Genomic DNA, 3,170 nt, shown 5'->3' on the forward strand with positions numbered 1-3,170 from the left:
ATACAGGAGATTTAGAGTTTGATTTAGAGTATGGAGTTACTGATTTTGATTTACCGGTGAATGCAACAGTATCTGATGATACAGATGATAGTCCAACTGTTGTGCATATACATGATATCAATTTTGATGTTTTAGGAGAATATACATTTACCATTCAAGCGAATGACGATTCAGATAATGTAAGTACGATTGATATTACAGTGAATATAGTCGATACTGAAGCACCAGTAATAACAGGTGTTGTAAATGGTTCATCTACAATCGAAGCTGGTATAGTATTTGACATAGTAACGGGTACAGTTGAAGATAACTATGATGTTAATAAAAACGCTACAGTTGTTTCGAATTTAGATTCTGATGTACCAGGTGTTTATACAGTAACTTGGTCTGGAACAGATAGTTCTGGAAACGAAGCTGTAGATGTTGTTTGGACGATTACAGTAGAAGATACAACAATACCAGTAATTACTAATATAGATGATGTGACAATTTCTATAGAATATGGGACAGGGTATGAGTTAATTGCTCCACTTGTAACTGATAACTCTAGTGAAGAAGTCACTACATCTGTTGAATCTAACATAAATGTAGATGTACTTGGAACATATACCGTTACATATTCTGCAGTTGATTCATCAGGAAATGAAGCTGTTGACAAAATTCTAACTGTAAACGTTGTCGATACACAAGCACCTGTACTAGATATATTTGGAACAATTAGTTATACAATAGGTGATGGGTTCCCTGGTATAGATAACATAGTAACTGCAATCGATGATTATGACGGTGACGTTATTGATTCTATTACATATGATTTTAATATTGAGAATTTCTTACTACCTGGGGAGTATGCATTAACACTGACTGTTACAGATAGTTCAGGAAATGAAACATCTGGAGATATAACTGTGAATGCAGTGATAGAATTAGTTGGATTAGATAGTGAAGAATTAGACATGATCCTGAATCTATCAAATACATTTAGTCATGTTCCTCCATCAATCATCTACACAAACATTGGAGTACATAATGGGTTAGTACCAAATGTTGGTGCAGGTGGAAATGGTTATATGGAAGATGGAGATATTATATATTTTACAGACTTCAATCAAGTAACATCTGACAAGTTCTTAGATGTTGTTAATACATATAACGGATCTTATGGAGATATAAGTGGATACTTAGCTGCAATCTTGCCAGCCCTTACAAGTATAACTGATTTTGATACTGAGTATGAAGCAGGTGGATTTACTTTCTCATTAGCCAAAAACACTGAATCTCAATACGTAGTGAATGCTACGGGTACAGTTTTAGGAGAAGTAGTGGTGTTTGAAATTACAATCGATAAACTTGGTATACTAGGTGAGTTCGAATACAATATAGCATTCAGTACTTCATTCGCAGCATGGGATTACACAATTGTTAGAAACCTTTCTAATGTTGTCTCACTTCAAGAAGTGAAGACTATAGAAGTGAATGGAGTGAGTGTTACATACTTGAACTCGTATACATTTGAAGATGATGGAATCCAAGGATACAGTTTTAAAGATGAAGCAAGTATGGTAAGAAGAATATATTTTGAAACGTATGAAGACTATACAAGTTTATTTTATGAAAACGACTTAACAGGAAGTATCAATATTCAGGTTTTAGATGCTAATTATGAATTAATATTTGAGTATGAAGACTTTACACCAAATAGTCCTCTTGGTACAACAAAAGCAAGATGGTTCCTAACTCAGTTTTCTGGTATAAACCAAATTGAATTAGAGGAATCTGGTTTTGTATTTACTACAAGAGAATACACTATAAATGGTACTCAAACTTTTGATGAAGATGTACTAGGTAAAATTGAGGTTAAGAACTATAAGGTAGTGGAGTATGATTCGTTATCAGAAGAATATACTGAACTAGTATCACCTACATGGGTTTTAAGAATCGATGGAGAATGGGCAACTGATCAGACTGATTTACTTAGCCCACATCCAGTATTTACTGAAAACTTCAGTGTTGATGTTGAAACTGTTATAGGAAACTTAGAAACAAACAAAGACGCTCTTGGTATTTTAGAAATTCCTGCGTGGGCTCTAACCAAGCAAGATATTCTTGATTATATAAACGAGTAATTATAATGAATAAAAACAATAAAAAGAAAAGTAACAGTTGGATGTTTCTAGTAATTATATTTGTCATTTTATTAGCTACAAAACCAGATAGCCAAGATTTTAAAGAACATCTCACTGAAGAAATGACCACTGGGAACATCGTTGAAGATTTGTTTCTTGAGTCCTTTGTTAATTTAGCAGTTGAGACTTTATCTGAGGAAGATGATTATATTATATTTACAGTTACAACTTTTACTGATTTTGATGGTACCACGCACAAGTATTTCGGTATTGCAGGTACATTTATTGAAATAGGATAACATTAAAAGGACCAGATATATGGTCCTTTTTTAATCCTTATTTGTATAAATAAAACAAATAGATTAAAATATATATAGAGGTGATTCTGTGATAGACATTCCAAATCAATTTAGTAAGAATTTTGGTGTAATGAATGATAAAGACTTTTTAAGACTGCAATCAATAAATGTATTGATTGTTGGTGTTGGTGGTCTTGGTGGAAATGTATCTAATCTATTAACTCGTTTAGGAGTTAAAAACCTATCACTAGTTGATTATGATACATTTGATGAATCAAATCTAAATAGACAATTGTTTTCAAATAAAAACACAATTGGTAAATACAAGGTTGATATATTAAAGAAAGAATTGTTAGATATAAACAATGATGTGAATATCGAGAATCACACAGACAAAATTCAAAATATTGATCCAGATATTCTTTTAAAATTCGATTACATAATAGACGCAGTAGACAACCCAAAAACAAAGATATACATTTCAGAACTTGGTTCTAAACTAGATATCCCTGTGTTACACGGTGCTTGTGCTGGGTGGTACGGACAGATTGGTTGGATACTTCCAGGATGTAATCTGATTAAAGATACGTATCAAGATAATGAAGCAGGATTAGAATCAGAATTACATAATCCATCATTTACTCCAGCTGCCACAGCTTCTTATATGGTATCAGAGTTTTTAAAGATGATTCAAGGTTCTGATCAAACAACAATAAACAAACTACTATTAATAGACTTACTAAGT

At 32.4% G+C, this 3,170-nt stretch carries 3 protein-coding genes; all 3 read left to right on the forward strand.

Annotated elements, in window-relative coordinates:
* A partial coding sequence (locus tag AC2LE6_RS07010; protein WP_484478554.1) for an immunoglobulin-like domain-containing protein occupies nt 1–2,126 on the forward strand: 2,126 nt, incomplete at its 5' end.
* A gap of 5 nt (nt 2,127–2,131) precedes the next feature.
* The gene (locus AC2LE6_RS07015; RefSeq protein WP_484478555.1) at nt 2,132–2,425 is read left to right on the forward strand and encodes a hypothetical protein; all 294 of its coding nucleotides are present in this window, start codon (nt 2,132–2,134) and stop codon (nt 2,423–2,425) included.
* An 88-nt stretch (nt 2,426–2,513) separates the two neighbouring features.
* Nucleotides 2,514–3,170: HesA/MoeB/ThiF family protein (locus AC2LE6_RS07020; protein WP_484478556.1), on the forward strand; the 657-nt coding region annotated here is incomplete at its 3' end.

It is taken from the genome of Candidatus Izemoplasma sp. (assembly GCF_982632705.1).

What these genes read in the sequence shown, in the direction of transcription:
- AC2LE6_RS07015 (WP_484478555.1), top strand. Translation starts at nt 2,132, where the DNA reads ATGAATAAAAACAATAAAAAGAAAAGTAACAGTTGGATGTTTCTAGTA.